The 22,170-nt window shown below is 70.4% G+C and carries 19 protein-coding genes, 1 tRNA gene and 1 riboswitch; of the genes, 9 read left to right on the forward strand and 11 right to left on the reverse strand.

Features of this window, described 5'->3' with window-relative positions:
- Nucleotides 1-97 precede the first annotated feature (97 nt).
- From ACGF3C_RS04115 to ACGF3C_RS04125, 3 genes are all read left to right on the forward strand, one after another.
- Complete coding sequence (locus ACGF3C_RS04115) at nt 98-1,033, forward strand: 2-dehydropantoate 2-reductase N-terminal domain-containing protein (protein ID WP_393218564.1); 936 nt, start codon at nt 98-100, stop codon at nt 1,031-1,033.
- A 194-nt stretch (nt 1,034-1,227) separates the two neighbouring features.
- Nucleotides 1,228-2,166 (forward strand): LD-carboxypeptidase, encoded by a 939-nt coding sequence (locus tag ACGF3C_RS04120; protein ID WP_393219084.1) that lies wholly within the window; start codon nt 1,228-1,230, stop codon nt 2,164-2,166.
- Nucleotides 2,167-2,360: 194 nt separating this feature from the next.
- Entirely contained in the window at nt 2,361-2,969 is a 609-nt protein-coding gene (locus tag ACGF3C_RS04125; protein WP_393218566.1) for a 2'-5' RNA ligase family protein, read from the forward strand.
- A 170-nt stretch (nt 2,970-3,139) separates the two neighbouring features.
- On the opposite strand, the gene ACGF3C_RS04130 is transcribed toward ACGF3C_RS04125, so the two are convergent.
- Both ACGF3C_RS04130 and ACGF3C_RS04135 read right to left on the reverse strand, forming a co-directional pair.
- Nucleotides 3,140-3,213: transfer RNA gene (locus ACGF3C_RS04130), tRNA-Gly, on the reverse strand.
- Between the two features lie 269 nt (nt 3,214-3,482).
- Nucleotides 3,483-4,040 carry a pyridoxamine 5'-phosphate oxidase family protein gene (locus tag ACGF3C_RS04135; protein ID WP_355004623.1) on the reverse strand — a complete coding sequence of 186 codons (558 nt, stop codon included), beginning with the start codon at nt 4,038-4,040 and terminating at the stop codon, nt 3,483-3,485.
- 97 nt (nt 4,041-4,137) lie between these two features.
- Between ACGF3C_RS04135 and dcd the strand changes: the two genes are divergently transcribed.
- Nucleotides 4,138-4,716, forward strand: a complete 579-nt coding sequence (gene dcd / locus ACGF3C_RS04140; RefSeq protein ID WP_030332009.1) for a dCTP deaminase — start codon at nt 4,138-4,140, stop codon at nt 4,714-4,716.
- Nucleotides 4,717-4,776: 60 nt separating this feature from the next.
- Here dcd and ACGF3C_RS04145 read toward each other — a convergent pair whose 3' ends face one another.
- Nucleotides 4,777-5,817 (reverse strand): NlpC/P60 family protein, encoded by a 1,041-nt coding sequence (locus ACGF3C_RS04145; protein WP_357233060.1) that lies wholly within the window; start codon nt 5,815-5,817, stop codon nt 4,777-4,779.
- 13 nt (nt 5,818-5,830) lie between these two features.
- Nucleotides 5,831-5,966: riboswitch (cyclic di-AMP (ydaO/yuaA leader) on the reverse strand.
- Nucleotides 5,967-6,201: 235 nt separating this feature from the next.
- On the opposite strand from ACGF3C_RS04145, the gene ACGF3C_RS04150 reads away from it, so the two are divergent.
- Nucleotides 6,202-8,184 carry an N-acetylmuramoyl-L-alanine amidase gene (locus ACGF3C_RS04150; protein WP_393218570.1) on the forward strand — a complete coding sequence of 661 codons (1,983 nt, stop codon included), beginning with the start codon at nt 6,202-6,204 and terminating at the stop codon, nt 8,182-8,184.
- Between the two features lie 55 nt (nt 8,185-8,239).
- Here the strand turns inward: ACGF3C_RS04150 and ACGF3C_RS04155 are convergent, their stop codons facing one another.
- From ACGF3C_RS04155 to ACGF3C_RS04175, 5 genes are all read right to left on the reverse strand, one after another.
- Nucleotides 8,240-9,253: an NlpC/P60 family protein gene (locus ACGF3C_RS04155; RefSeq protein ID WP_357200642.1), complete on the reverse strand. Its 1,014-nt coding sequence runs from the start codon at nt 9,251-9,253 to the stop codon at nt 8,240-8,242.
- A 167-nt stretch (nt 9,254-9,420) separates the two neighbouring features.
- Nucleotides 9,421-10,422 (reverse strand): hemolysin family protein, encoded by a 1,002-nt coding sequence (locus ACGF3C_RS04160; RefSeq protein WP_393218574.1) that lies wholly within the window; start codon nt 10,420-10,422, stop codon nt 9,421-9,423.
- Nucleotides 10,415-11,737, reverse strand: coding sequence for a hemolysin family protein (locus ACGF3C_RS04165; RefSeq protein ID WP_357232852.1), 1,323 nt, complete (start codon nt 11,735-11,737; stop codon nt 10,415-10,417). The genes ACGF3C_RS04160 and ACGF3C_RS04165 overlap by 8 nt, the downstream gene beginning before the upstream one ends.
- Nucleotides 11,738-11,843: 106 nt before the next feature.
- Complete coding sequence (locus ACGF3C_RS04170; RefSeq protein WP_357232856.1) at nt 11,844-14,042, reverse strand: (Fe-S)-binding protein; 2,199 nt, start codon at nt 14,040-14,042, stop codon at nt 11,844-11,846.
- Nucleotides 14,043-14,246: 204 nt separating this feature from the next.
- Nucleotides 14,247-14,510, reverse strand: coding sequence for a cell division protein CrgA (locus tag ACGF3C_RS04175; protein WP_112583988.1), 264 nt, complete (start codon nt 14,508-14,510; stop codon nt 14,247-14,249).
- A 221-nt stretch (nt 14,511-14,731) separates the two neighbouring features.
- Between ACGF3C_RS04175 and ACGF3C_RS04180 the strand changes: the two genes are divergently transcribed.
- From ACGF3C_RS04180 to ACGF3C_RS04195, 4 genes are all read left to right on the forward strand, one after another.
- Nucleotides 14,732-15,532 (forward strand): DUF881 domain-containing protein, encoded by an 801-nt coding sequence (locus ACGF3C_RS04180; protein ID WP_393218579.1) that lies wholly within the window; start codon nt 14,732-14,734, stop codon nt 15,530-15,532.
- A 497-nt stretch (nt 15,533-16,029) separates the two neighbouring features.
- Entirely contained in the window at nt 16,030-17,238 is a 1,209-nt protein-coding gene (locus ACGF3C_RS04185; RefSeq protein ID WP_393218582.1) for a class E sortase, read from the forward strand.
- Between the two features lie 4 nt (nt 17,239-17,242).
- Nucleotides 17,243-17,524, forward strand: coding sequence for a hypothetical protein (locus tag ACGF3C_RS04190; RefSeq protein WP_238687886.1), 282 nt, complete (start codon nt 17,243-17,245; stop codon nt 17,522-17,524).
- A gap of 2 nt (nt 17,525-17,526) precedes the next feature.
- Entirely contained in the window at nt 17,527-18,177 is a 651-nt protein-coding gene (locus tag ACGF3C_RS04195) for an aminodeoxychorismate/anthranilate synthase component II (RefSeq protein ID WP_357194813.1), read from the forward strand.
- Nucleotides 18,178-18,231: 54 nt separating this feature from the next.
- Here ACGF3C_RS04195 and ACGF3C_RS04200 read toward each other — a convergent pair whose 3' ends face one another.
- Genes ACGF3C_RS04200 through ACGF3C_RS04210 form a run of 3 tightly spaced genes read right to left on the reverse strand, consistent with a single transcriptional unit; the run spans nt 18,232 to nt 22,170 of the window.
- Nucleotides 18,232-18,927, reverse strand: a complete 696-nt coding sequence (locus ACGF3C_RS04200) for a vancomycin high temperature exclusion protein (protein WP_393218586.1) — start codon at nt 18,925-18,927, stop codon at nt 18,232-18,234.
- A gap of 19 nt (nt 18,928-18,946) precedes the next feature.
- Entirely contained in the window at nt 18,947-20,764 is a 1,818-nt protein-coding gene (gene pknB / locus ACGF3C_RS04205; RefSeq protein ID WP_393218589.1) for a Stk1 family PASTA domain-containing Ser/Thr kinase, read from the reverse strand.
- Entirely contained in the window at nt 20,761-22,170 is a 1,410-nt protein-coding gene (locus ACGF3C_RS04210) for a protein kinase (RefSeq protein WP_357227253.1), read from the reverse strand. The genes pknB and ACGF3C_RS04210 overlap by 4 nt, the downstream gene beginning before the upstream one ends.

The raw sequence follows: 22,170 nt of genomic DNA on the forward strand, positions 1-22,170 counted from the left end.
GTGGGGCTCCAGGTTGACAAGTGGAGACTGTCTCCATATTTTTAGAACCGGAGACAGTCTCCGATTATAGGGTACGAGGTGCCGCGTGAAGATCTTGATGTTCGGCCGGGGCGTCATCGGCGCGACGTACGGGTGGGCCCTGGAACGGGCCGGGCACCACGTCGAGTTCTATGTCCGGCCGGGGCGGGCGGCAGCGTACGGCGATGCGATTGATCTCGACCTGCTCGACGCCCGGCGACGGCCGTGGGGGAAGCGCGTCGCCGAGAGGTGGCCGGTGCGCTACCGCGAGTCACTGGAGCCGGACCATGACTTCGATCTGATCGTGCTGAGCGTGCAGCACTACAACTTCGCGGAGGCCGCGGCCTTCCTGGGGCCGCGCGTGGGCAACGCCACTGTGCTCGTCTTCAACAACCTCTGGGTCGAGCCGATGACCGCGACCGAACACCTTCCCGCTGACCAGGTGGCCTGGGGCTTCCCCGGGGCTGGCGGCGGCTTCGGCGACGACGGTGTGCTGCATGGGGCTCTGCTGCCCGTGGTCTTCTTCGGCACTCTCGACCGGCCGCCGACCGAACGCGAGCGGGCCGTGCGCCAGGTGTTTCGCGAGGCGGGGTTCAGGCTCCAGGAGAGCTCCGACTTCCGTGGCTGGCTGTCGATCCACTTCGTTCAGAACGCGGGCCTGCACACACAGAGCCTGAAGCAGGGCTCGTTGTCCAAGCTGACGCCCGGCAACATACGCGAAGCGATCCTCGCCATCCGCGAACTCCTGCGGCTCGTCGAGGCTCGCGGCGTTGATCTGCGGCGGCACCGCAGCGAGCTACTTCCTTTCACCGCGCCCGTCTGGCTGGCCGCACCGGTGATGGCCTGGCTGTTCAGGCACTTCCCGCCGATGCGCCTGGTGATGGAAGCCCACGCCAACCCCGAGGAGCTGCGCGCGGTCTGCCGCGACACCCTGGCGGAGGCGCGCAGGCTGGGCGTTGAGGTGCCCCGACTGGAGGCGGCCGAGCCCTACTTCGCTGCCGAGAGAGCGGCCTAGGCATCCACGCGCTGGTGCTGAAACGCCTCAGGCATGGGCCGAAATGAGTCGCGTACGGACCGACGCACCTGTTGGATCTCGACATGGAGCATGAGCTTGTTCGTCCCCGAAAGGCGCGTCCCGGGGACCACCTCGCGGTCCTCTCACCGTCCTTCGCCGCCGCCGGTGCCTTTCCGGTGATCCACGAGCAGGCCATGCGACGGCTTGCCGACCTGACCGGCCTCGTACCTGTCGAATACCCCACCACCCGCCAGGTGGGTGCGACCGCGGCAGCGCGTGCGGCGGACATCAACGCCGCCTTCGCGGACCCCCGGGTACGCGGCATTCTCGCCGTCATCGGCGGTGAGGACCAGATCACCGTCATTCCTCACCTGGACGCCGACCTGGCCCGTGCCGACCCGAAGCCGTTCCTCGGCACCAGCGACAACACCAACCTGCACCACTGGCTCTGGGGACTCGGCATCGCCAGCTTCTACGGCGGGTCCTCCCAGGTGCACCTCGGCCCCGGGCCTGCCGTCGACGACGTCCACGTCCGGTCGCTGCGAGCGGCGTTGCTCACCGGGGAACGTCTGGAGATCACCGACCCGGGTGAGTCCGAGGACATCGGCGTCGACTGGGCAGATCCGCAGGCGTTGAAGTCGTTCGGAGAGCGCGAATCGACGGAGCCGTGGAGCTGGCACGGGCCGGCCCGAGCGGTCACCGGCCGCACCTGGGGTGGCTGCCTGGAGGTCATCCAGTGGATCCTGACGGCGGGACGCTTCCCGTTCCCCCCGGAGGTCCTGAACGGCGGGGTGCTGATCATCGAAACCTCGGAGGAGCTTCTCCCCGCCCGCGAGGTCGGCTGGATCGTCCGATCACTGGGTGAACGCGGTCTCCTCAGCGCCGTCGACGCCGTCCTGGTCGCCCGTCCGCCGGTCTCCGACCACACCCGTCGACCCCCGGCCGCAGATCGGGCGCGACTTCGCGAGCAGCAGCGCGACACGGTCGTCGACGTGGTGACCCGCTACAACCCCGAGGCGGTCGTCTGCCTCGGGGTGCCGTTCGGCCACACCAAGCCACAATGGATTCTTCCGCATGGTGGCCCGGTAACCGTCGATGGCGTGGAACGTCGCATCTTCGCCGACTACCGGTAGAGGCCGTCCGGCAACGTGGCCTACGCCCGCCTCACCGAGCGGCCGTCCTTCCTCGCTGCCCGAATGCGGTCCCGAGACTGAGAACGGGCGCTTACCCACCACGCCTCCTACTGCCCGACCTCTGGGGGGTGCGGGCCTCCTGGCGGGTGGTGAATCCAGTGGACCGGCACCGACCGTGGCGGAAAGCTGTGGGGATGGAACCGACACAGACGGCGCTCATCGTGCCGATACCCGAGGCCGAGGAGGCGGTGGGCCCCTTCCGGGCATCGCTCGACCGGGCCGCCGGATGGGGGGTGCCAGCGCACGTGACCGTCCTCTACCCGTTCCTGCCCCCGCAGCAGCTCGATGAGCAGGTCTTGGCCGTACTGCGCGAGACCATTGCCGGGATCCCTCGGTTCGACGTCGCACTGACGGACGTCGGCTGGTTCGGTGACACGGTCGTCTGGCTTGCTCCGCAGCCAGCTCGCCCGTTCCGGGAGCTCACCTCGGCCGTGTGGCAGCAGTTTCCCGAGGCGCCCCCCTATGCCGGGGCGCACAGCGATGTGGTGCCGCACCTGACCATCGGTCACGACGCCGCCAAGCCCACGCTGAACCACGCCGCAGAAACCATCTCCACGTACCTGCCGATCAACGCGGCCATCGACAGAGTCAGGCTCATCGCCGGAACACCGGACATCAGCCCTTGGCGCACCGTCTTCGAGTTCCCGCTTGGCACCACACCACCTGCGCCGGCTGGCACGGCAGTCACAGCGGCCAGGGCCTCGATCGGGGAGCGGGTGACGGGCGACCGTCACGTCAGCTAACCAGGTGACCGACGTACTGACTGTGAATCAGCAGAAGGCGCGCGGGGCAGGGCGGTACATCCGTTGTCGGGTGCCGCTCCTGACGTGCAACCACCCACGGCAAGCGCAAGAAGCGATTGGAATGGATGAAGGCCCAGGTCGGGAACATGTCCTGACCTGGGCCTTCATCGTGGAGCGGGTGACGGGAATCGAACCCGCACTGTCAGCTTGGGAAGCTGATGTTCTGCCATTGAACTACACCCGCAAGCGGCACCACTGTACCCGAGTCATCGAGCCCGTGCACCCAGGCACCCCCGGTGACCGCAGGTGTCCGCGGACCGTGCCGCTCGGGTCGGCCGGGGTGATCGACTCGGTTTCCTGGAAGTCGGGGCATCCGGAGCGCCGGGATACCGCGGTTTCGCTGAAGTCGAGTGGATCATGCGGGAGTGGCGGCTCGCCGGGCGTGGCGGGCGTACGCATCGGTGCCGGCTCCGTCACGACGGAGCCGGCACCGATGATCTTCCGGTCGTGTGGTCAGGCGGCCGTGCACTGCACGTCACGGCTGAGGAGGGTCGGGCGCGTCTGCGGGACGGCGAGGGGCGCTGCCACCGCCGACTGGGCGTTTGGGTCGAGCCAGACCCGAACGGCCGGCCGGCTCGGCCCGAGACCCGGAATGCCCGCGATGTGCTGCTCGCGGCGGGTGAGCATGGCCACGTCGACGGTGAACTCGAAGAGCCGCCAGTCGACCTGCGGCTCGGCCCGGGCGCTCTGCGCCAGCTGCGCCACCCGGATCGGATCGGTCACCGGGCGGGCGTGACCTGCCACGTACGCCTCGTCGTCGCTCTCCTCCGCAGGGAACGAGTGCAGCGCGTAACGGCCGTCACGTTCGAGGTCGCGGCGCTTGGGCGAGTCGATGATGAAGCAGAACAGCCCCTCGGCGGTGATGACCGGGGAGACCGGATGGACGCGGGGCCCACCGTCGGCACGGACCGTGGCCAGATAGCCGAAGCCCGGCCCGTACTGCTGAAGGAGAACGCGGATCCCGTCGGCGAGTCGGGGCTCGTCGGCGGCGAATTCGGACCAGGAAGCCATGTGGGCATTCTATCGAACAAATGTACGAGCAGCGACCTCGACGCGCTGGTCCAGCACCGAATCCGGCCACTTTTGGCAACGCGGCTATGGTGGTCCGATGCTGCTCTCCGACCGTGACCTGGTCTCCGAGATCAAGGCCGGCACGCTGGGCTTGGAGCCGTTCGAGCCCACCCTGGTCCAACCCTCCAGCATCGACGTCCGACTCGACCGGCTGTTCCGGGTCTTCAACAACCACCTCTACACCCACATCGATCCGGCCATGCAGCAGGACGACCTGACCTCGGCGGTCGAGGTCCCCGACGGCGAGCCGTTCGTGCTGCACCCGGGGGAGTTCGTGCTCGCCTCGACGCTGGAGGTCATCTCCCTGGGTGACCAGCTCGCCGGCCGGCTGGAGGGCAAGAGCTCCCTGGGCCGGCTCGGGCTGCTCACGCACTCCACCGCCGGTTTCATCGACCCGGGCTTCTCCGGTCACGTGACGCTGGAACTCTCGAACGTGGCGAACCTGCCGATCACCCTGTGGCCGGGCATGAAGATCGGGCAGCTCTGCATCTTCCGGCTCTCCTCGCCGGCCGAGCACCCGTACGGCTCGGTGGTCTACGGCTCGCGCTACCAGGGCCAGCGGGGGCCGACACCCAGCCGCGCCTGGCAGCACTGGCGCACCTGGCCCACCCGTTAGGACCAGAACGACGAGGGCCCGCCGCGAGGAGATCGCGACGGGCCCTTCGGTCACACTGGGTCAGCCTGGACGGCCATAGCTGTGGATCGGGCCGTCGTCGACCTTCTTCATCTTGACCGGTTGACCGGCCTGCGAGGCGTGCACCACCCAGCCGCCGCCGACGTACATGCCGACGTGGTGGATGTCGCTGTAGTAGAAGACCAGGTCGCCGGGGCGCAGGTCACCCTTGCTGACGTTCTTGGTGACCCGGCTCTGCGCGGCGGCGTTGTGCGGCAGCGACACGCCAGCCTTCGCCCAGGCGGCCAGCATCAGCCCGGAGCAGTCGTACGAGTTCGGACCCTCGGCACCCCAGACGTAGGGCTTGCCGATCTGCGCGCAGGCGAACTTGACCGCGGTGCCCGCGGCACCGCCGGGGTAGCTACCCGGGCAGGGCGCCGGGCGCAGCGGACCGCCGCCGCCGCTGCCGTACACCTTCAGGCGCAGCTTCTGCAGGCGGTCGATCTCGTCGTTGATCTGCTTCTTCTTCGCCGCCAGCTGAGCTTCCGTGCGGGTCAGCTGGGCCACCATCTCGTCCAGTGGCGCCTTCTGCGCGGCCAGTTGGTCGCGCAGGTCGGCCACCTGGCGTACGTCCTTCTGCTGGTCGTGCGCGAAGCGGTCGAGCATTTCGAGCTGGCCGACCACCTCGCTGGGCGACCGGCTGCCCAGCATCGCGTTGACGGTCGAGACGTTCTCACCCATGTAGGCGCGTACGGCAAGGGCGCTGACCTTGTCCATCGCGGCGTCGACCTGGCGCTCGAGCGGAGTGATCCGGGCGGCCAGGGCGTCTGCCTGCTTGCGCTTCGCGGCGAGGTCGATGCGGGTGGCGTTGTGCCGTTCGATGATCGGTTCGAGCTTGTTCCAGTCGGCGTCGATCTGGCGCTCGATCTCGGCGACGGAGGGGTCGGCGTGGGCCGCCGTGGCGCTGCCGGTCAGAACGACGGCGACGCCGGCCAGCGCGGCGAGTGCGGTGGTGAAGCGGGACCAGCGTGGGCGCGGCACGATCGACGCCGGGCCGGCTGATGCCGACCGCTCGGACGACGGCCGCGGGGCATGGAGTGCCACCGGGGTTCCGTACTCCTTCTTCCTGACCGCCTACCGGGTTAGCTGACGGGTTCGGGCGGGAAGTCGGCGCCCTACCGCAGTGGCTGCGGATTCACCCCGAGGGACCTGGGTCCCCGGTTCGCTCGGAAACGACTCGGCGGTGTCGGTCCGTTACCGCCCGGGGTGGGCGGAGCTGCTGTCGGGCCGACAAATGACCAGAGTAGAGACGCCCGTTACCGATCCGCAACCCGTGCGGCCGTGACACTCCGTACGGATTGGACGAGGTCACCGACCGTGTGTGAAGAATTCTTTCCGTACACTTCGATAGATGGAAAGGTATTGACGCGAGCTCCCGGACGGCGCGATGGTGACCTGACCTCACTCCGCGAGAATCTAGGGGGTTCGATGCACCATCCAACCCTGTCGACCGGCTGGCGCGCACTGCTCGCCGCCACCGTGGTCGCCGCCGCGACAACGGTGCCACTCTCCGCCGGCCCGGCCGCCGCCGCGCCCACCACCGACCGCCAACAGCAGTACGCCGACGCGGCCACCGAGTACGGCGTACCGGCCGTCGTGCTGCTCGGCGTCTCCTACCTGGAGTCCCGTTGGGACACCAACGCCGGCACACCGAGCACCAGTGGCGGCTACGGCCCGATGCACCTGACCGACGTGCGGCACGTGGCCGCCCTACCCGGACGCGCTCACCACGACGCCGGCGCCGAGGACCCGCGCGGCGACGGCTCCCGGCCGGCCCGGGTGCCCGCGCCCCGACCGGTTGAGGCGCCCGCCCCGTCCACCGCCGCGTTGCAGACCGTCGACGCCGCCGCCGCGCTGACCGGCGCCGCCCCCGAGGCACTGCGTACCGACGCGGGCCTCAACATCCGGGGTGGGGCCGCGCTGCTGGCCGCGTACCAGAGGGATCTGGGCGCGCCGGTCGGCGCGGACACCGACCCGGCGGCCTGGTACGGCGCTGTGGCCCGCTACTCGGGCGCGGACAGCGCCGACGCCGCGGCGGCCTTCGCCGACGAGGTCTTCACCACCATCGGCGCGGGCGAAGCCCGGGTGACCGACGACGGCCAACGGATCACCCTGCCGGCCCGGACGGTGCGGCCCGAACGTTCCTGGCTGGACCGGCTGGGCCTGCGCCGGCTGGCCCGCCCGGACGGGGTGGAGTGCCCCCGCACCATCTCCTGCGAGTGGATCCCGGCGCCCTACGAGGCGTTCGGCGAGGGGGACTACGGCAACCACGACCTCTCCGACCGGCCCGCGCGGCAGAAGATCGAGTACATCGTCATCCACGACACCGAGGCGAGTTGGGCCACCACCCTGCAACTCGTCCAGGACCCGACCTACGTGAGCTGGCACTACTCGCTCCGCTCGGTCGACGGGCACATCGCCCAGCACGTGAAGACGAAGGATGTCGGCTGGCACGCCGGCAACTGGTACGTCAACGCGAAGTCGATCGGGTTGGAACACGAGGGCTTCGCGGCGCAGGGCACCTGGTACACCGAGGCGATGTACCGGACCTCGGCGAAGCTCGTTCGGCACCTGGCGCTGCGGCTGGGCATCCCGCTGGACCGCCAGCACATCATCGGCCACGACAACGTGCCCGGCACCATCCCCTCGACAGTGCGGGGGATGCACTGGGATCCGGGCCCCTACTGGGACTGGACGCACTACTTCGACCTGCTGCACGCCCCCCGACTGGACACCGGCACCCCGGCCACCGGGCTGGTCCGGATCGACCCGGACTACACCACCAACCAGCCGGCGTTCACCGACTGCGTCACGGTGGGCGTGCCCTGCGCTCCGCGCGGCTCCTCGTCGGTGGTGCTGCGCAGCGCGCCGTCCACTGACGCGCCGCTGGTCAACGACATCGCGCTCCGCCCGGACGGCAGCCCGAACACGATGGCCGTTTCGGACCACGGGGCCCGGGCGTCCGCCGGGCAGACGTACGCGCTGGCCGGCCGGCAGGGCGACTGGACGGCGATCTGGTACCTCGGGCAGCGGGCCTGGTTCCACAACCCAGCGTCCGCGCCGACCGCCAGTTGGACCGTCGGAGTCGTGGCGACGCCGAAGCCCGGAAGAGCCACCGTTCCGGTCTACGGACGGGCGTACCCGGAGCAGTCCGCGTACCCGGACGGGGTGCCCTACCAGGCGATCTCCCCGCTCCAGTACACGCTGGCCGCCGGGCAGCGGTACGCCGTCGGCGCGGTGCTGGCCGGCGAGTACTACCGGGCCAGCACGTTCGACGGCTCCTCACCCGGCGACTGGACGGTCATTCGCGGCAAGAATCGGTACGCGCAGATCCAGTTCGGCCACCGGATCATGTACGTCGACCTCGCCGACGTGCAGCTCTTACCCTCCCCGGTGGGGGCACCCCGCTGAGAACCACGACGGCCCCCGGTCGGTGACCGGGGGCCGTCGTGTCGCGCGAGGTGGATCAGCCAGGTCTGCGGAACCCGGCGACGGGCATGGTGGTGATGCTGGACACCTGCACCGGTTTGCCGGCGCGTGGCGCGTGCACCATCTGGTTGTTACCCAGATACAGCCCGACATGACTCAGGCCGGAGAAGAAGAACACCAGGTCACCGGGGCGGGCGTCGGCGCGCGAGATGGCCTTACCCTCGTTCCACTGGTCACCGGTGTGGTGCGTCAGGTAGATCCCGGCCGCCTTGTAGGCGTACTGGGTCAGCCCCGAGCAGTCGAACGAGTTCGGCCCGGTGGCACCCCAGACGTACGGCTTGCCGACCTTGCCGCAGGCGGTCTTGATCGCGGTGCGGGCCGCCGCACTGAACACGCCGTTGATGGTCGGGCAGGCCGCCGTCTTGACGGTGGTCTTGGGCATCGACGCCTCGAGCTGCTTGATCTCGGCGTCGATCTGCTTCTTCTTGGCCGCCAGATCGTTCTGCTGCTTGGTCTGGGTGACGATCAGCGCGTCCAGCTTCTGCTTCTCGCCGTCGTACTTGGCCCGCACGGCCAGCACGCCCTCGACCTCCTTGCGCTCCTGCGAAGCGAGCCGGTCGAGGATGGTGAGCTGCTCGGTGAGCGTGTCCGGCTTGGCGCTGACCAGCAGCGCACCGATGTCGTGTGACGGGCCGGAGATGTAGTAGCGGGAGGCGAGGTCGCCGACCCGGTTGAGCGCCAGCTCGCTCTGCAGCGCCAGCGGCTCGATCTTCTTCTGCAGGTTCGCCGACTTCTGCCGGTTGACCTTCAGCTGCGCCCGGACCTTGTTGTACTGCTCGATGGTGGGCTCCAACTGCTCCCACTTCTTGTCGATCTGCGCCTCGATCTCGTCGACCGTGGGCGCGGCATGTGCCGGCGCGGTCAGCAGACCGGCGCCGACCGCCGCCGCGGCGACCAGGATCAGCACCCGGTGCGCGACGCGACGCAGGCCACCAGAGCGAGCAGACGCAAACAGGTCGTGACGATGAGGGGGCATGGTTGCCACCGGCACCGACTCCTTTGCAACCGACCGCCGGGCGCCTCGCGTGAGGAAAGGGCCGAGGCAGACGACCCACAGCGGTCGGTGCCTCACATTAGGGAAGCTCGCGGCGGTAATCAAGGCGAGGGCGGTAACCATCACTGTCGTGCAACCGCTTGCACACCAAGGGTATTGGTTCATCATCCAACGATTGCGGTCAATACATCGTCGAGAGTGACCACACCGATCGGCCGTCGCCCGTCGCTGACCAGCACCATGTGCCGCCGTTCACGACGCATGGCCAGCAGCAGGTCGGCCAGCGTACGGTCCGGCGGCACCACCGCCAGCGGCCGGTAGACGTCGGCCGGCACCGGTGACCGGCGACCCTGCCCGGCGTACCCGAGCACGTCCTTGACGTGCACGAAGCCGAGCACCCGACGGGTCGACCGCTGCACCACCGGGAACCGGGACCGGCCGGTCCGGGTCGCCAGCACCTCCAGTGACGCCGGCGAGACGTCCTCGGCCACCGTCACCACTGTCGACCACGGTTGCAGCGCGTCCGCCGCCGTCCGGGCGTGCAGGGCCAGCGCGCCGGTGATCCGCGCGTGCTGTTCCGCGTCGAGCAGCCCCTCGGTCCGCGCCTGCGAGACCAACCCGGCCAGCTCCTCGGCGGTGAACACCGTCTTCACCGACTCGGACGCCTCGATCCGCCAGAACCCGAGCACCCTCCGGGCCGCCCATTTCATCGCGAGCAACAACGGTTTGGTGGCCACACAGAATGCCAGCATCGCCGGGCCGAGCCAGAGCGCGGAGACCTCCGGACCGGCCAGCGTGATGTTCTTCGGCACCATTTCACCGACGACCGTGTGCAGAAATACCACCACGCCCAGCGCCAGCACGAAAGCCACCGGGTGCACCGCCCGCTCCGGCAGGCCCGCCGCGTGGAACGGCGGCTCCAGCAGGTGAGCGAGCGCCGGTTCGGCGATCGCGCCCAGACCCAACGAGCAGACAGTGATGCCGAGCTGCGCGCCAGCGATCATCAGCGGAATCTGGTTCATCGCCGACAACGCCCAGCGGGCGCGTTTCGACCCGGCGGCCAGCGGCTCGATCACCGTCCGACGGGACGCGATGAGCGCGAACTCGCTGCCCACGAAGAACCCGTTGCCGAGCAGCAACAGCACTGTCACCAGCAGCTCAGTCATCGTCGTCCGGGTCCGCCGGGCGCAACACCCGGACCTGCTCGATCCGGTGCCGCTCGACCTCGACCACTGTGAACTCCCAGCCGGCCGCCTCGACCGTCTCGCCGGCGAGCGGGATGTGCCCGAGCTGGGCCATCAGGAACCCGGCCAGGGTCTCGTACGGCCCCTCGGGTAGCCGGAAGCCGGTCTGCTCGGCCAACTCGTCGGAGCGGAGCACACCGTCGACCAACACTGTGCGCTCACCGCCCGGCACGGTCAGCTCGTCCGAACCGTTGTCGTCCACGCTCGCCGGGTCGAACTCGTCGGCGATCTCCCCGACCAACTCCTCGACGAGGTCCTCGACTGTCACCACGCCGTCCGTGCCGCCGTACTCGTCGACCACGATGGCCAGGTCGGCCCCGGCCGCCTTCAGCGCCGCCAGGACACCGTCCAGGTTCAGGCTCTCCGGCACGTACACCGGCTCGCGGGCCACCGAACCGACCCGGGTCGACGCGCGGTCGGCCAGCGGCACGCCCAGCGCGTCGGGCACGCCGGCCACACCGGTCACCAGGTCCAGGGTCTCCTCATACACCGGAAACCGGGTCCGCCCGGTCCGCCGCGACTCCTCCAGAAGCTCCGCCACGGTGGCCGTGGCGCGCAGCGCGACCACGTCCACTCTGGGGGTCATCGCCTCCGCTGCCCGCTTGTCACCGAAGCGGATGGTGCGACGCAGCAGCATCGCGGTGTCCGTGGGCAACGCGCCGGCCCGCGCCGAGATGCCCGCCAGCAGGCCCAGCTCCTCCGGCGAGCGGGCGCTGGCCAACTCCTCCTGCGGCTCCACGCCGAACGCCCGGACCAGGCGGTTCGCCGAGCCGTTCAACCCCCGGATCACCCAGCCGAACGTCCGGGAGAAGGTGTGCATCGGACCGGCCGTGGCCAGCGCCGCCGGCATGGGCCGGGCCAGCGCCGCGTTCTTCGGCACCAACTCGCCGAAGAGCATGGAGATCAGCGTGGCCAGGGCCAACGCGAGGAACGGGGTGAGCCGCTCCGTGCTGTCCCCGGCCAGCGGGCGCAACAGCGGGGTGAAGAGCCGAGCCAGGGCCGGCTCGGCCAGGTAGCCGGTGAGCAGCGCGGTGATGGTGATGCCGAGCTGCGCCCCGGAAAGCTGGAAGGAGAGTTCGCGCAGCGCTGTGCGTACCGTCAGGGCGGCCTGGTCGCCCGCGGCGGCCCGCCGGTCGATCTCCGCCCGGTCGACAGTGACCAGGGCGAACTCGGCCGCGACGAAGAACGCGTTGCCCGCGGTCAGGGCTGCGAAGCCGACCAGGGGCAACAGCGTCATCAAGAGTAGGCCGTCGATGTCGCCTCACCTCGGCGAGATTCTTGCACGACAGCGGCGGCCCTCAGGGGCCGCCGCCGTCGATGAACAGATCCCGGAGGTACGCGTCTCAGCCGCCGATCGGCGCGGTCTCCTTGCCGCCCTGCGGCTGCTCGGGCTTGACCGAGCGGAGCAGCACGCTGGCCACGTCGATCACCTCGACCTGTTCGCCGGCACCCTTGCCGTTGACCCCGTCGTTGAGCATCGTCGAGCAGAACGGGCAGCCGACCGCCACCGTCTTCGCCCCGGTGGCCATGGCCTCCTCGACGCGGTCCACGTTGATCCGCTTGCCGATCTTCTCTTCCATCCACATCCGGGCGCCGCCGGCACCGCAGCAGAAGGACCGCTCGCTGTTACGCGGCATCTCGGTCAGGTCGCCCGCGATGGCGTCACCGAGGACCTCGCGGGGGGCCGCGAAGATGCGGTTGTGCCGACCCAGGTAGCAGGGGTCGTGGTAGGTGACGCCGCCGTCGACCGGCTGCACCGGCGTGAGCTTGCCGGTGGCGACCAGGTGCGCGAGCAGTTGCGTGTGGTGGACCACCTCGAACTCCCCGCCGAGCTGCCCGTACTCGTTGCCCAGGGTGTTGAAGCAGTGCGGGCAGGTCGCCACGATCTTGCGCTTGGCCTTCTCCCGACCCTCGAACGCCTCGTTCAACGTCTCCACGTTCTGCTGGGCGAGCATCTGGAAGACGAACTCGTTGCCGATCCGTCGCGCCGGGTCGCCGGAGCAGGTCTCGCCCTCGCCCAGGATCGCGAACTTCACGCCCGCCTCGTTGAGCAGCGTGGCCACCGCGCGGGTGGTCTTCTTGGCCCGATCCTCGAACGCGCCGGCGCAGCCGACCCAGAACAGGTACTCGAAGTCGTCCACCTCGCCGACGCGGGGCACCTCGAAGTCCAGACCCTTCGTCCAGTCCTCGCGGGTGTTCTGCGGGGCGCCCCACGGGTTGCCCTTGTTCTCCAGGTTGCGCAGCATCACCCCGGCCTCGGAGGGGAAGCTCGACTCGATCAGGACCTGGTAGCGGCGCATGTCGACGATGTGGTCGACGTGTTCGATGTCCACCGGGCACTGCTCGACGCAGGCACCGCAGGTGGTGCAGGACCAGAGCACGTCCGGGTCGATGACACCGCCCTCCTCGGCGGTGCCGATCAACGGCTTGTCGGCCTCGGCGAGGGCCAGCACGTCCAGGTGGGCGAGCTGCGCCTGGGTGGCCTTCTCCTCGCCGGTCAGGTCCTTGCCGCCGCCGGCCAGCAGGTAGGGCGCCTTCGCGTACGCGTGGTCGCGCAGGCTCAGCACCAGCAGCTTCGGCGACAGTGGCTTGCCGGTGTTCCAGGCCGGGCACTGCGACTGGCAGCGACCGCACTCGGTGCAGGTGCTGAAGTCCAGGAGGCCCTTCCAGCTGAACTGCTCGACGTGGGCGACGCCGAACTGGTCCTTCTCCGGGTCCGCCTCCTCGAAGTCGAGCGGCTTGCCCTGGCTCGTCATCGGGCGCAGCGCGCCGAGACCGGAGCCGGCCGGCTTGGCGGGCTCCCGCTTGAAGAAGATGTTGGGGAACGCCAGGAAGCGGTGCCAGGCGACGCCCATCGTGACGTTCAGGGAGATGACGATCAGCCACGTCATCGAAATAATGATCTTGATGGCCGCGGCGACGCTGACGCCGTCCGCCCAGTCGGGCAGCACCGCGCCGACCGCGTGGCTGACCGGGGTGGCCCAGAACGGGAACTCGAAGTGGTCAGTGGCGACCTTGAAGCCCCGGATCACGAAGCCGAAGATCAGGACCAGCAGCACGATCCACTCGACGAAGTAGCCCTGCCACATGGTCGAGCCGGTGAACCGGGACCGCCCTCCCGGGCGGGTCGGCCGGTTGCGCAGCCGGATCGCCATCAGCACCAGGATGCCGACCAGACCCAGCACCCCGATGATCTCGGTGACCAGACCGAAGATCGTCCAGTGCCCGATGATCGGCAGACCGCCGTCGGTGGTGACCACCTCGAAGTACGCCTCGAGCACCAGCAGCGACAGCACGACGAAGCCGACCATCACGAACCAGTGCGCGGCACCCACCACGCCCCACTTGAGCATCCGGGTGTGGCCGGCCGTCTCCACCAGCATCGTCCTGGCGCGGGCGACCTTGTCGGAGAACCGCTCCGGCGCGGGTTGCCCGAGCCGGATGACTGCCACCATCTTCAGGACCGCACGCACCGCAAGCCACACCGCCACGGCGGTGATGGCGGCTGCGAGGATCGTGGTGACGATCTGGACGCTGCCCATCGAGTTGGCCTCCCCGGTCTGCTGCCTGATGACCTCGCTCTGCTCGGTCATGCAGTGCAGCCTACGCGAAGGTTACCCAGCGGTAACGTGAGTCATCTCGCAGTAGGCCGCGCTGCCTGCGCACACCATAGGGGGCCCCACCCGATCCTGCTGGGCAGGGGCTCGACGGGGTGACGTGGGACCGCCGACGCGACGGTCGGCGGATCAGCGCCAGCGAGAGAGCAACGCCAGCGAGGCGACCATCGCACCGAAGCCGACGGCGAGGTTCCAGTAACCCCACGCCATGACCGGGTACTCCTGCTCCGACAGGTAGTAGAGCACCAGCCAGCCGATGCCGACGACGATCAAGGCGACCGCGGTGATCGGCAACCACACCGGGCTAGGCTTGCGCGACGACGACGTCGTCGTCGGACGCACGTCCGTCGGCGGGGTGTACACCTTCTTCTTACGGACCTGAGACTTGGGCACGGCGCTCTCCAGAGGGGTGACGACCTCGTCCGGCCTGACAACCGGGCGCGGGGGCGACGGTCCATGGCCAATAATGTTCGAGAGCTAGCGTAGTCCCGATTGGCCGCCCGGACCACGAATGGGGTCAGGCCGGTGCACGGAGTGACCGAAAGAGGCGGGACTGTTCGCATCACCGGCCCAGCCGGCACGGACCGATCCCCGACACGCGGAAGGAACGCTCGGTGGAGTACACATCCGGCGCAACCTCCTGGCAGAAGGTCCTCCGACGGGCCGCCGCCGGGCTGCTGCCCCGGCGACCGCGCCAACGCCGTCCGGGCTGGTCGATCGGGGTGCCCCTGATCGCCGCGGCGGCCGGGTTGCTCTTCACCACCACCGCGACCACCGCAGGCGGCACCTCTCTCCGGGAGGACCGACGCCCCCAGCTCAACCAGCTCATCGAGGATCGCCGCGAACAGGTCGCCGCCAGCGAGCGCCGCGCCGCCGAGCTGCGCGGCGAGGTCGAGCAACGGACCAACACGCTGGCCGGCTCGGACGCCCCGATCAAGGCTCAGCAGAATCGCGCCCAGGGCAGCCTCCAGGACGCCGGGTTCACCGCCCTGAGCGGGCCCGGGGTCACCGTCGAGCTGAACGACGCGCCCCAGCTCGACCAGACGCAGTCGGACGCCAGCAACGACGACCTGGTGGTGCATCAGGGAGACGTACAGGCGGTGGTCAACGCGCTCTGGGCCGGCGGGGCCGAGGCCATGTCAATCATGAATGTCCGCGTGCTCACCACCAGCGCGGTACGCTGCGTCGGTAACACCCTGCTACTTCACGGCCGGGTGTACTCCCCACCGTTCAAGATCGTAGCGATCGGCGATCCCGCTGCCCTCCAGCAGGGCCTCGCCAGCTCTCAGGGAGTCCGGTTGTTCAAGGACGCGGTCGACGACTACCAGCTTGGCTACAAGGAGACTGCCTCCACGGTGCGAGTTCCCGCATTCGAGGATTCCACAGCCCTACGCTCGGCTACGGTGCCCAAGTGAGCGGGCCGGACGAGCAACGCGACGGGCGACACCGGGACCACACCGACGAGCCGACCGCCTTTCTGCCCAAGGTCGACCGGCCCGAGTCGGCGCCGGGCCGACCGACCCCGGCCAGCAACTGGCCCGAGCCGGTGCTGCAGTCGCCACGAGCCGAACAGCCGCCACGACCTGAGCAGCCGCCGCGAAGCCAGCAGCCGCCACCGAGCGCCCCTCGACCCGAGCCGACCGGGCCCCCGGGCCGCTCGGGTGCCGAAGCGCCGCCGCCCTGGCCGGGCAGCGCGACTGCCGGGTCGGGCTCGCGCGGCGGAGCCGGGGTTCCCCCCGCGACCACCCCCGGCCGGCCGTCCGCCGGCAACCAGGGCCCGGTTCGGCCCGCTGCCCCCGGCAACGCCCCGACCCGCCCCCCCGCGCCCAGCGCCGCAACTACCCGCCCGCCGGGTGCCGGCAACCCACCAAGTGCCGCACCGACCCCTCCGGCCACGCCCGGCGGGATGCCGATGCCAACCCGTCCGGCGGCCGCCGGCACGCCGGGCCGCCCGGTCTCCTCCGGCCCTTCGACGCCGCCGCTGGCCGACTCGCCGACCGCGTACATCCCGCAGGTCACCACTCGGCCGGCCCGACCCACCGACTCCCCGGTCTCCCCGCCCGCCCCCGACCGCGTCGCAGCGGCCGGGCCGGAAGGCTTCCCGCCGACCGGCCCCAGCCGGGTGCCGCCGACCGGGCCGGGCCGGGTGCCGCCGACCGGGCCGGGCCGGGTGCCGCCGAGCGCTGTCGGGGATCGCGGCGCCGACCCGGCCGCCACCGCGATGATTCCGGCCGTGCCCGCCACTCCTGCCACCAGGCCGCCGACCATGGACTCGACAGCGTTGATGGGTGCCGTCCCCCGCATCGCCGTCCCGGATGAGCCGACCGGTGCCAGCCCTGCCGACCCTCCCCAACCCCGACGCGGCGAGCGGGTGGTGCAACTCCGGCCGCACCAGACCGGCGAGGGCTACAAGAGCGTCTACTCCGAGCTGACCCGCCCGTCGTTCGGCTCGCGACTGCGCACCGGCATCCGTGTCACCGGCGAAGTCCTGATCACCTTCGGCCTGGTCGTCCTGCTCTTCGCCGGCTACGAGGTCTGGGGCAAGTCGGCGATCGTCGACGCCCACCAGAACGAGCTCAACAACGAGTTGACCCAGGCGTGGGCTCCGACCGACGACCCCACGGTTGCCCCGTCGGTCGGCCCGAGCGTCAAACCGTCCCCACCGGTACGCGGAAAGCCGCTCGCGGGCCTTTACATCCCCAAGCTCGACAAGAACTGGGTGGTAGTCGAGGGCGTCACGCAGGAGGACATCCGCTTCGCCCCCGGCCACTACCCGACCAGCGCGCTCCCCGGCCAGGTCGGCAACTTCTCCGTCGCCGGCCACCGCAACCGGGCCACCTTCTGGCGGCTGGACGAGCTGAATGAGGGCGACCCGATCGTGGTCGAGAGCAAGACCGACTGGTACGTCTACCGGGTGTCGCAGTCCCGGATCGTCCGGCCGACCCAGGTCGAGGTGGTGGCGCCGGTGCCCGGCCAACCGGACAAGAAGGCGACCAAGCGGATGCTCACCCTCACCACGTGCAACCCGAAGTTCGACAACTACCAGCGCCTGATCATCCACGCCGAACTGGACCGCACCCAACCCAAGTCCGCGGGCCGCCCGGCGGAGCTGGAAGGCTGACCCGATGTACGCGTTCATCTGGCGCAAGTTGCCGTTCGGCGTGGTCGGGAAGCTAACCGGCTCGGTGCTCCTGGTGGCCGCCACGGTGGCCCTGCTGTGGTACGTCGCCTTCCCGTGGGCCGAGCCCCTGCTGCCCTTCGACGACGTACAGGTCGAGTCCGGCGTACCTGCCGAGACGGGTGGCGGCGGTGACCCGGTGACCGGGGAGACCCCGGCCGGTGACGAGCACGAACTGCCGTACGACACCGACCAGAACAACCCAGCGCCCCCCTCCCCGAGCAGGTGACCATGCGCGTCCTGGTGATCGACAACTACGACTCCTTCGTGTTCAACCTGGTGCAGTACCTGGGCCAGCTCGGCGTGGACTGCGAGGTCCGCCGCAACGACGAGATCGACGTCGCCGAGGTCGGCACGGTTGGCGCCGACGGCATCCTGCTGTCGCCAGGGCCGGGCAGCCCGGACCGGGCCGGCATCTGCCTGGACGTCATCCGGGAGTACGCGGGCAAGCTGCCGATCTTCGGCGTCTGCCTCGGCCATCAGGCGATCGGCGAAGCGTTCGGGGCGACAGTGACGCGCGCCCCCGAACTGCTGCACGGAAAGACCTCCGAGGTACGCCACAACTCCGTCGGCGTACTCGCCGGTCTGCCCGACCCGTTCACCGCCACCCGGTACCACTCGCTCGCCGTGCTGCCCGAGACGCTCCCCGACGAGCTGGAGGTCACCGGCTGGACCGGCTCCGGCGTGGTCATGGCGATGCGGCACCGGACGCTGCCCATCGAGGGCGTCCAGTTCCACCCGGAGTCGGTGCTCACCGAGGGGGGCCACCTGATGCTGGCGAACTGGCTGGCCAGTTGCGGTCACCCCGAGGCGCTGGAGCGGGCACCCGCGCTGGCCGCCGAGGTGGACGCGCGTCGTCTGGCGGCCTTCGCCACCGCCTGAGGGCGGGACGTCAGCGCCCGGTCACCGGATCGTCGGGACCCCGCGCCTGCCCGGTCAGCCTCGCAGCGCGTCCTGGACCGCGGAATTAGCTGGCGAACGCACCGCCGGGGGGCGGCCGCGCACCGCGTCCCACGCCGCCTTGCCGCTTGCTAGGTAGTCCCGGACCGACTTCTCGGCCAGTAGGGCAGCGCCGCAACCGTCGCACCGGGCGGTCACCCCGTCGACGTCGACGCCGAGCTGCCGGCACAGCGTCACCGCCCGGGACAGGTGGTACGACTGGGTGACGATCAGGGCCCGCTCGACGCCGTACACCTCGCGCGCTCTCGCGCAGCTGTCGTAGGTGTCCAGGCCGAACGGGTCGGCCACCACCCGACGCCTGTCGACGCCGCGCTCGGCGAGGTACGTCGTCATCACCGCCGGCTCGTCGCCGGACGCCCCGCCGCCGTCGCCCGACACGAGGACCACAGTGGCCCGCCCGCTGGTCACCAGCTCGGCGGCGGTGTCCAGGCGGCCGGCGAGACGGTCACCCGGCCGCTGACGGTCGGCTGCCACCTCGGTGCCCAGCACGATCACCACGTCGGCGGTGGGCGCGTCGGCGGCGGCGTACACGTGCCCACGTGCGGCGAGCGTCGTCCACAGCCACGGGGAACTGGCGAGCACCAGGAGGACGAGGCCCGCGACGGCCAGCCGGCGCAGCCGTCGAGGCCACCGCCGTACCGCCCCGACCGCTGACGCTTCGACCTTGGTCATGCCGATGCCCGCGGGTGGCCTAGTCCTGGGGCCGGCCCGGCGGAGGTGGGAACGGCAGACCGATGCCGCCCCCGTTGCCGGGAGTGGTCGGCGTGCCCGTCGGCGTGCCCGTCGGCGTCACTGTGGGCGTCGGGTCGGTCTCCGGCTCGGGCTGACTCACCTTGATGGTCACCCTCGTGCCGGTGGGCTTCTTTTCCTTGCCGTTCGGGCTCTGGTCGGTGACCTTCCCCGCCTCGGCGGCCGGCACCTCCGGCCCGTCCTGCACGTTGACAACGAAGCCGTCGTTCCGGAGGACCCGGGTGGCCTCCTCCTGGCTCAACCCGACGACGTCGGGCACCTCGCGGACCTTGCCGTTCGAGACCGTGAGCGTGATCTTCGTGCCTTCGGGAACGCTTTCACCCTCGGGCGGATCGACTTTGAGAACCTCGTCCTGGCTCGCCTCGTCGTCCACCGTCTTGATGTCGTACTTGAGCTTCGCCTCGGTGAGTCGGGCGATGGCGCTCTCCCGCTTGCTGCCCTTGAGCCCGGCGGGAACGCGCACCTCGGGCTTACCGCCACAGATCTGAATGGTGACCGTGCCGTTCTGCCTCACCTGGGTGGTCGGCAGCGGGTTCTGCTGAACGACAGTGCCCTCGGTGCAGTCACTTGCCAACACCGGGTCACCCACCTGTGGTGACAGACCGGCCTTCTGGATCTCGGCGATCGCCACGTCCCGGGCCTTGCCGGTGAGGGTGGGCACCGACTTCAGTTCGTTGCCCTTCTGCTGGTCCCAGAGCAGGGCGGCGACCAGGGCGATCACCGCCAGCACGCCGACCGCGCTGAACAACGCGATCAGGAACGAGGACGCCTTGCGCTGACGAGGATCGCCCACCCGGGCCGGGATCTGCCCGGTCTGCGGCCCACGGCCGGGAGCCGGATAGCCGCCCCCACCGCCGGCCGGGGCCATCGCCACCGTCTCCGCCTCGCGCAGCACCGGGGTGGCCAGCACGGGCCGGCCGGCGGCGGCGCGGAGCAGGTCGGCCCGCATCTCGCCAGCGCTCTGGTAGCGGTTGAGCGGGTTCTTCGACAGCGCCTTGAGCACGATCGCGTCGACCGCCGGGGTGACGTCCGGGTTGATGTCGCTCGGCGTCGGCGGCGTCTCCCGTACGTGCTGGTAGGCGACGCTGACCGGGCTGTCCCCGACGAACGGCGGGTGCCCGCAGACCAACTCGAAGAGCACACACCCGGCCGCGTACACGTCGGAGCGGGCGTCGACGGCCTCGCCGCGCGCCTGCTCCGGGGAGAGGTACTGCGCCGTACCGATGACCGCGCTGGTCTGGGTCATGGTGGTCGCACCGCTGGCCAACGCCCGGGCGATGCCGAAGTCCATGACCTTGACCTGGCCGGTCTGGGTGAGCATCACGTTGCCGGGCTTGATGTCCCGGTGGATGATCCCGTGCCGGTGGCTGAACTCCAGGGCGGCGCACATGTCGGCGCAGATCTCCAGCGCACGGCGCGGTTGCAGTCGCCCCTCGGCGCCGAGAACCTCCTTCAAGGTCCGCCCGTTGACGAACTCCATGACGATGAACGGCAGCGTCTCACCGGTCGGCGCGGTCTCCTCGCCGGTGTCGTAGACCGCCACGATGGCCGGGTGGTTGAGCGAGGCGGCGTTCTGCGCCTCGCGACGGAACCGCATCTGGAACGTCGCGTCCCGGGCGAGGTCGGTGCGGAGCATCTTGATCGCGACGTCCCGACCGAGCCGGAGATCGCGACCACGGTGCACCTCGGCCATGCCGCCATAGCCGAGCAGCTCGCCGACCTGGTACCTGCCACCGAGCAGGCGGGCCTGCGCTGTCATCGCGTCTGTCGTCCTTCGCTCGTCGTCGTCCCGCCGTCGCCCGGCTGGAGTCGTACCTCTCGACGGTACGACGTCCGGGTCGGATCGTCGCGCCCGTCGAGTCGTAGCGCGCCGGACGTCACGGTGCGCGGCGCAAGCCCGGCTGACGCGCCGTCCTGCGACTGCTTCCGCAGGTTGTAGGAAATCACGCCAGAGCAGAGCAGGACCAGCACGGCCAGCAGGATGGCGAGAAGCACCATTCCAGGCCGGGACCGCTGGGGCTGGGGTGACGGCGTCGCCGGGCCGGCCTGCCGGGCGTACGCCGGCGGGTGTTCCTGCCGGGGCGGCCCGGACGGCACCGCTGCCGCACCGCGTGGGTAGCCGTTCGGGGCCCCCTGCGGGCGGACGGGCTGGACGGCCGGCGCGACGGCTGTGGGGCGTGGCTGTTGGGCAGGTGCGATCGCGGTCGGCCTCGCTCCGGCCACCGGCGGGCGGGCGGTCGGCGGACGCATCTGGTGCGCCTGCGGCACCTGGGCCCGGCCCGGCGCGGCCGGCGAGGCGGGCGCCGCGGACACCGGCCCGGAGTTCGCGCCGGCCCGAGCCTGCTGGGAGAGCGCGGCCTTGAGCTGACGGGCGACCCCGGCGAGTGCGGCGGCGCTCGGCCAGCGGGCGGCCGGATCCTTCGCCAACGCCCGTTCGACCAGAGCGCGCACCTGCGGAGGGATGTCGGCCGGCAGTGGCCGGGGGGTCTCCCGGACGTGCCGCATCGCGATGTCGAGGGGGTTGTCGCCCTCGAACGGCCGCCGACCGGCCAGGCACTGGTAGGCGACCACGCCCAGGGCGTAGACGTCGGATGCCGGGGTGGCCACGCCGCCGGTGGCCTGCTCCGGTGAGATGTACGAGGCGGTGCCGAGCACCGAGCCGGCGGCGGTGAGCTGGCCGACCATGTCGGAGCGGGCGATGCCGAAGTCGGTGAGCACCAGCGTGCCGTTCGGCCGGACCAGCAGGTTGCCCGGCTTCACGTCGCGGTGCACGATGCCCTTTTCGTGGGCGGCGTGCAGCGCGTCGGCGGCCTGCGCGACGAGTGCCATCGTCCGCGCCGGGGTGAGCCGGCCGACCCGGCTCAACGTGGACGACAGGGCGTCACCCTCGACGTACTCCATGACCAGGAAGGCGATCTGCTGGTCGTTGCCGAAGTCGTAGACGTCCACCACGCCGGGATGGTTGATGGTGGCCATGGTGCGGGCCTCGCCGCGGAACCGCTCGCCGAAGTCCGGGTCGTCGAGCAGGGCGGGGAGCAGGCTCTTCACCGCGACCGTCCGGCCGAGCACCTGGTCGGTGCCGCGCCAGACGTCGCCCATGCCGCCGCTGGCGATCCGCTCGTCGAGACGGTAGCGGTTGCCGAGCTGCACGCCGGGGCTGAGCAT

Source organism: Micromonospora sp. NPDC047762 (assembly GCF_043204655.1).
Lineage (GTDB): Bacteria > Actinomycetota > Actinomycetes > Mycobacteriales > Micromonosporaceae > Micromonospora.